Source organism: Spirillospora sp. NPDC000708, from assembly GCF_040299565.1.
Lineage (GTDB): Bacteria > Actinomycetota > Actinomycetes > Streptosporangiales > Streptosporangiaceae > Spirillospora.
In genome coordinates, this window is sequence record NZ_JBEPCJ010000028.1 from 106,180 (window position 1) to 112,179 (window position 6,000).

Here is a 6,000-nt window from a genome sequence, read left to right on the forward strand (position 1 = left end):
GCGCCGGCCGGCCATGCGCCACCGCCCGTGCCGCCGCCCGTGCCCTGGCCATGCCACCCGGCCCGGCCACGAGTGCTAGCCGACCGCGCCGGTCGAGCACCTAACACGCGGTGTCGGCTGCCCGCGCGAGTCCGACCGTCCACACGACAGGGCCGCGGACGGGCTTGTCGGTGGGTTGGCACCGCCGGTTGTGCCTCGTCGACCGGCGGTGCCAACCCACCAGCTGGGTGGCCCGGACGTGGGCCCGACCAAGCCAACTGGGTGGGCTGGGCGGGGCGTTTGGGTGTAGCGGCTGGTCTCATCGCTTGCGCCACTCGACCACGCAGGTCGACCCGCCCAACCGGTGGTTTCGGCGAGCCGGTTGGGCGGGCGATCTTCTGCGCTGGTCCACCGTGTCGCCTGGCCATGTCGACCGGGCGGGCTGGCGGGTTGCGGGACGGCTGCGCGGGCCGACCGGCGAGGGTGTGTCTGGTCGACCGGGTCTTGTGGGCCGGATGGGCGGGCTAGCTGGCGGCTCGGCCCAGCATGAGGTCTATGCCGGTCGAGTAGAGGTCGGCGGGGACGCGGTCGGGGTCGAGCAGGTGCTGGAAGGCCAGCCCGAAGTCCAGCGCCATCGCGAGCGCCGCGCGCTCGGACGGGGCGATGCCGTCCACGTCGCGCAACTCGCTCGCCAGGTGGGCGCGGCGTTCGGCGTACCAGTCGGCGATCCGCCAGCCCGCCGCATAGTCGCGCATGCCGTAGAGCCAGAACTCCACCAGCAGGAGCGCGAGTCGGCGGGCGCGGTCGTCGGAGCCGTCGTGCGAGGTGTTGCGGCCCGTGCGCTCGTCGTCGTCGCGCGCCTGGTCGGCGGACCGCAGTTCGTCGCAGACGTCCGTGCCGAGCCGGTCGCTGGTGAAGCGCTCGAGCAGCGCCAGCAGCAGGTCCGTCTTGCCGGCGAAGTTCGAGTACACCGCTCCCTTGGTGAGGCCGGCCGCCGCGGCGATGTCGTCGAGCGAGGCGCCGTGGATGCCGCGCTCGGCCCACAGGCGCTCGGCGGCGGACAGCAGGGCGGTCCGTGTCTGTTCCCGGCGCTCCTGCCGCGCGTTCATATGGCCCGCTCGTCCCGTCCCGCGGGTGGGCTGCTGTGGCCGGCCGGCTTCGCGCTGGAGCGTCCGCGGCTCGGTGGCCACGGGAGAGCCGCCGAAGCTCGGAGGCAGTGGTGCCTGGCTTCCGCTCTCCGGCTCGCCCGGCCGGGCGGCGGGAACGGCGGTGCGCGGGGACGTGCCGTTGCCGGACTCGCCCGGTTCCTCGGTGAGGGTGGTCGTGGCGAGTGCTCCGCCGACGGCGGGTCCGTCCGGGAGAGTGGCCGTACCGGCGGTGGTCTCTGTGGGGGGTGCGGACGGGGTCGTGCTGCCGCCGCTGGGCGGGCGCGGGGTGCGGGGGTCGCTCGCGTCCGTCGGGTCACCCTCGGGCCGTAGGTCGCCGTGGGCGTCGTTCATGTGCTGTTCCCTCCGCTGCCATGGCGCGCGTCCACGGCGCTCCTGACGCGCGGCAGCGGACGTCCGGGAGCGGCGGGATGGGCGCCGGATTCTCCTCCTGTTCTCGGAATACACCGGTCGGACGCGGTCAGTCCCGGAGTTGCGCAACTCCGCCGGGGTTGGAACGGTCCGTTCGGTGGGCGGTTGTCAGTGCCCGACGGAGAAACCTATGGAAGGTGGGGCATTTCACGGCAAGTGCCCTGTTACCTGCGGGTAGCCAAGAATGGCCAGGGGGTCATACCCTGCCTGCATGGCATCCCCGACGGTCCCTGCCAAAGGCGAGGCAGAGCACGAGCTCCCGCAGTCCCTGATCGACCGGCTGGCCTCCCATGTCGCTTCGGGCGGCGCCGAGACGGTGACGATCCCCAGTCCGTTCACGGGCGAGCCGCTCGCGACGGTCCCTCAGTCCGGAGCCGACGACGTCCGGGCCGCCTACGAGCGCGCCCGCGAGGCGCAGCGCGCGTGGGCAGCGCTGCCGGTGAGCGAGCGCGTCAAGCCGTTCCTGCGGCTGTCGGACGCGCTGGTCGACCGGCGCGAGGAGATCCTGGACATCATCCAGCTCGAGACCGGCAAGGCCCGCCGCCACGCGATGGAGGAGTTCCTCGACGTGGCGCTGTGCTCGCTCTACTACGCCCGCCGGGCCGCGAAGCTGCTGAAGCCGCGGCGCAGGCAGGGCATGATGCCGGGCCTCACCCGCGTGCAGGAGCTGCGGCACCCGAAGGGCGTCGTCGCGCTGATCTCGCCGTGGAACTACCCCTTCGCGCTCGGCGCCAGCGACATCGCGCCCGCGATCATGGCGGGCAACGCGGTGATCCACAAGCCGGACACCCAGACGTGCCTGTCCAGCCTGTGGGTGCTGGACCTGCTGGTCGCGCTGGGGCTGCCGCGCGACGTGTGGCAGATCGTCGTCGGCGACCCCGGCGAGATCGGCGACCCGCTGATCGACAACGCCGACTACGTGTCGTTCACCGGCTCCACCCGGGGCGGCAAGGCGATCGCCGAGCGCGTCGCCCCCCGTCTGGTGTCGTACTCGCTGGAGCTCGGCGGCAAGAACCCGATGATCGTGATGGCGGACGCCGACGTCGAGCGGACCGCGCGCGGCGCCGTCCGCGCGTGCTTCACCAACGCCGGGCAGCTGTGCATCTCGATCGAGCGCATGTACGTCCACGAGGACATCTACGACCGGTTCGTCCCGCGCCTCGTCGAGCTGGTCAAGGGCATGAAGCTCGGCACCGGCCTCGACTTCGAGGCCGAGATGGGCTCGCTGACCTACCAGCGCCAGTTGGACGCGGTGACGCGGCACGTCGACCAGGCCGTCAAGGAGGGCGCGACCGTCCTCGCCGGCGGCAAGGCCCGGCCCGACATCGGCCCGCTGTTCTACGAGCCGACGCTCCTCGCGGACGTCAACGGCGACATGGACCTGTGCGCCAACGAGACGTTCGGCCCGGTCGTCGCGATCTACAAGTACCGGGACGAGGACGAGGTCGTCGCCCGCGCCAACGACACCGCCTACGGGCTGAACGCGTCGGTGTGGACGAAGAACCCCGCGCGCGGCCGCCGGCTCGCCGCCAGGATCCAGGCCGGCACCGTCAACATCAACGACGGGTACGGCGCTGCCTACGCGTCCTACGACTCCCCGATGGGCGGGATGAAGCAGTCCGGCGTGGGCCGCCGCCACGGCGCCGAGGGCATGCTGAAGTTCACCGAGGTGCAGACCGTCGCGAGCCAGCACATCATGGACCTCGAGCCGCCCGGGTCCCTCGGCTATGACAGGTTCGCCGACTTCATGGCCACCGGCATCAAGCTGATGAAGAAGCTGCGGATCAAGTAAGGATGGCCGTGAAGCACGACTTCGACGTGCTCGTCGTCGGGTCAGGGTTCGGCGGCAGCGTCTCGGCGCTGCGGCTGACCGAGAAGGGGTACAAGGTCGGTGTGATCGAGGCGGGCCGCCGCTTCGACACCGCCCCGTCCGCGGCGCCCGGCGCCCGGTACCCCGCGCTGCCGAAGACGAACTGGCGCGTCTCCCGGTACCTGTGGGCGCCCGCGCTGGGCCTCACCGGGATCCAGCGGCTGCACCTGATCCGCGGCGCGAAGTCCAGCCGGGTCCTGGTGATGGCCGGCGCGGGTGTCGGCGGCGGGTCGCTGAACTACGCCAACACCCTGTACGTGCCGCCCGCGCCGTTCTTCCAGGACCGGCAGTGGGCGCACATCACCGACTGGCAGGAGGAGCTCGCCCCCTACTACGACCAGGCCAAGCGCATGCTGGGCGTGGTCGAGAACCCGACCACGACCGAGGCCGACAAGGTCATGAGGAAGGTGGCCGACCGGATGGGCGCGGCCGGCACCTTCGTCAAGACTCCGGTGGGCGTCTTCTTCGGCCGTGGCGCGGGCGTCGAGAGCGGCGACCCGTTCTTCGGCGGCGTGGGCCCGCGCCGCCGCGGCTGCCTGGAGTGCGGCGAGTGCATGGTGGGATGCCGCCACGGCGCGAAGAACATGCTCACCGAGAACTACCTGTACCTCGCCGAGAAGGCCGGCGCCCGGGTGATGCCGCTCAGCCGCGTGACCTCGGTGAAGCCGCTGGCGGGCGGCGGCTACGCGGTCGAGATCGTGCGGACCGGTTCGTTCGGGCGCAACCGCAGGACGCTCACCGCCGGGCAGGTGGTGTTCGCCGCCGGAACCTACGGCACGCAGAAGCTGCTCCACAAGCTGAAGAGCACCGGCCTGCTGCCGCGCCTGTCCGATCGGCTCGGCGCGCTGACCCGGACGAACTCCGAGGCCATCCTCGGCGGCGGCCGCCGCAACGGCACGCCCGGCCCGGACTTCTCCAAGGGCGTGGCGATCACCTCCTCCTTCCACCCGACTCCCGAGACCCACATCGAGCCCGTCCGCTACGGCCGCGGGTCCAACCTCCTCGCCGGGCTGCAGACCCTGCTGATCGACGGGGACAGGCCCGGTGAGCGGCACACCCCCAGGATCCTGAAGTTCGCGCGCGAGGCGGTGCGCCGCCCCCGTGACCTCATCCAGCTCTTCGACGTCCGGCACTGGTCCGAGCGGACCGTGATCGCGCTGGTCATGCAGACCCGGGACAACTCGATCACGCTCCGCCCGAAGAGGGGCCCGTTCGGCTGGGACGTCCGCGCGTCCGCGGGGCACGGGGAGCCGAACCCCACCTGGATCCCCGAGGGGCACCAGGCGACCCGGCTGATCGGCGAGGAGATCGGCGGGATCGCCGGCGGCACCTGGGGCGATCTGTTCGACGTCCCGATGACCGCGCACTTCCTCGGTGGCTGCGCCATCGGCGACTCCGCCGAATCCGGCGTCATCGACGCCTACCACCGGGTGTACGGGCACCCTGGCCTGCACATCGTGGACGGCTCGGCGGTCTCCGCCAACCTCGGCGTCAACCCGTCCCTCACGATCACCGCGCAGGCCGAACGCGCGATGTCCTTCTGGCCCAACCGGGGCGAGGCCGACACCCGCCCCGAGCTGGGCGGCACCTATCGAAGAATCACCCCCGTCCTTCCGAAGAATCCCGTTGTTCCAGCGGATGCTCCAGCGGCACTCCACCTTCCTATCGTCGAGATCACCTGACCGGTTCGCGTTCCGGTTCGTCCCCGCCTCCGAACCGGAGCGCGGCCGGTGCCTCCTGGCAGGCCCACCGCGTCCCATGCTCACGCCCCGCCGATGGCCGGGGAAGTGGAACGTCGTTCTGTGGTGAACGTTCAAGGTGCCGCGATCATGGCTGCGACCAGCGGATACGCGGTCATGAGCCGCCGCCCCTGTCCTCTTGGCCCGTAGCTGGCCCGCCGTCGGAGTTTTCGCAGGTCAGCGTGTCGCCGTCCGAGAGGGCAGCGTCAACGGCAGCGTTCGCGGCTTGCTCCATGCCGTCGAACCAGTGCGCGTATGTGGTGTAGAGCATCTGTACCGAGTGCCCCAGCCGCCGGGCGACCTCGGTTGCCGGAACGCCGGAGTTGAGCAGCAGGGACGCGTTGCCGTGCCGCAGGTCATAGGGCCGCTCAGCCAGCCGGGAGGCCCGCTCCGAGCCGCTCAGAGCGTTCGTGCGCGCCTTGCCCCAGACGCGCCGGTAGGTCTGGCCGGTCACGGGCGCGAAGTCGTCGCCTTCCCAGAACAGCCGCCCGTCCGGCGCCGTGCCGTAGCGGTCGATGTGCGCGCGCAGGATGCCGACGAGCACGGGAGGGATCGGCACCGGCCGCACCTCACCGGGCGCACGGTGCTTGAGTTCCCGCCGCGCCCACCGGTCCCCGTCTTCCGTCCAGGCGGCATCGATCTCGGGACGGTTGCCCGCCAGCAGCAGCGAGCCCCAGCCCTGACGCGGCAGCGTGCAGTCTTGGACGCACAGCGCCCGCGCCTCACCGGGCCGGGTCCCGGCGTAGTACAGGGTGGCGAAGAACGCCGCCAGGTGCCCGCGTGCCTCACCGGCCGCCGCCAGCAGCGCGCGAGCCTGCCGCAGCGACGGCACCCG

4 protein-coding genes are annotated in these 6,000 nt (G+C 71.8%); 2 read left to right on the forward strand and 2 right to left on the reverse strand.

The window, feature by feature from the left end; all coding sequences use genetic code 11:
* Positions 1–503 precede the first annotated feature (503 nt).
* Complete coding sequence (locus ABT299_RS21380) at positions 504–1,478, reverse strand: TetR/AcrR family transcriptional regulator (protein ID WP_500251755.1); 975 nt, start codon at positions 1,476–1,478, stop codon at positions 504–506.
* Positions 1,479–1,767: 289 nt separating this feature from the next.
* Here ABT299_RS21380 and ABT299_RS21385 point away from each other — a divergent pair, with 289 nt between their 5' ends.
* On the forward strand, positions 1,768–3,348 hold the full coding sequence (locus tag ABT299_RS21385; protein ID WP_500251756.1) for a succinic semialdehyde dehydrogenase: 1,581 nt from the start codon (positions 1,768–1,770) through the stop codon (positions 3,346–3,348).
* Positions 3,349–3,350: 2 nt separating this feature from the next.
* On the forward strand, positions 3,351–5,108 hold the full coding sequence (locus ABT299_RS21390; RefSeq protein ID WP_433240691.1) for an FAD-dependent oxidoreductase: 1,758 nt from the start codon (positions 3,351–3,353) through the stop codon (positions 5,106–5,108).
* A 172-nt stretch (positions 5,109–5,280) separates the two neighbouring features.
* On the opposite strand, the gene ABT299_RS21395 is transcribed toward ABT299_RS21390, so the two are convergent.
* Positions 5,281–6,000, reverse strand: a 720-nt coding sequence (locus ABT299_RS21395) for a tyrosine-type recombinase/integrase (RefSeq protein WP_500251757.1), incomplete at its 5' end; no start/stop codon positions are given.

Excerpts from the sequence above, each read along its gene's own strand:
- ABT299_RS21380 (WP_500251755.1), bottom strand. The coding sequence starts at position 1,478 with ATGAACGACGCCCACGGCGACCTACGGCCCGAGGGTGACCCGACGGAC.
- ABT299_RS21385 (WP_500251756.1), top strand. The coding sequence starts at position 1,768 with ATGGCATCCCCGACGGTCCCTGCCAAAGGCGAGGCAGAGCACGAGCTC.
- ABT299_RS21390 (WP_433240691.1), top strand. The coding sequence starts at position 3,351 with ATGGCCGTGAAGCACGACTTCGACGTGCTCGTCGTCGGGTCAGGGTTC.